Here is a 382-nt window from a genome sequence, read left to right on the forward strand (position 1 = left end):
GTGCTGGGCGAGGTACTGCCGAAGCGGCTGGCGCAACGCCTGTGCGAGCACTGGCTGCCCGACCGGCCCGTGCGCCAGCTGGACGAGCCGGTGCTGCGCCAGGCCGCGCAGCTGCTGGGCGCATTCCCGCTGGTGGCCAGCGGCACCGAAGGCTACCGCACCGCCGAGGTCACCCTGGGCGGCGTGGACACCGCCGAAGTGTCATCCTCGACGATGGAATCCAAGCGCGTGCCCGGCCTGCACTTCGTTGGCGAGGTGCTGGACGTGACCGGCTGGCTGGGCGGCTACAACTTCCAATGGGCCTGGGCCAGCGGCCACGCAGCGGGCGGCGTGGTGTGAACCACTTCGCCGTTCGACGCGCGCCAGGGGTGCGCGCATGGAC

1 protein-coding gene is annotated in these 382 nt (G+C 72.0%); it reads left to right on the forward strand.

Annotated features, from left to right (window positions below; translation table 11 throughout):
* On the forward strand, positions 1 to 339 hold a 339-nt coding region (locus RhoFasB10_RS26005; protein ID WP_206031397.1), incomplete at its 5' end, for an NAD(P)/FAD-dependent oxidoreductase.
* Positions 340 to 382 lie beyond the last annotated feature (43 nt).

Source organism: Rhodococcus sp. B10, assembly GCF_011770055.1.
GTDB classification, from domain to species: domain Bacteria; phylum Actinomycetota; class Actinomycetes; order Mycobacteriales; family Mycobacteriaceae; genus Rhodococcoides; species Rhodococcoides kyotonensis_B.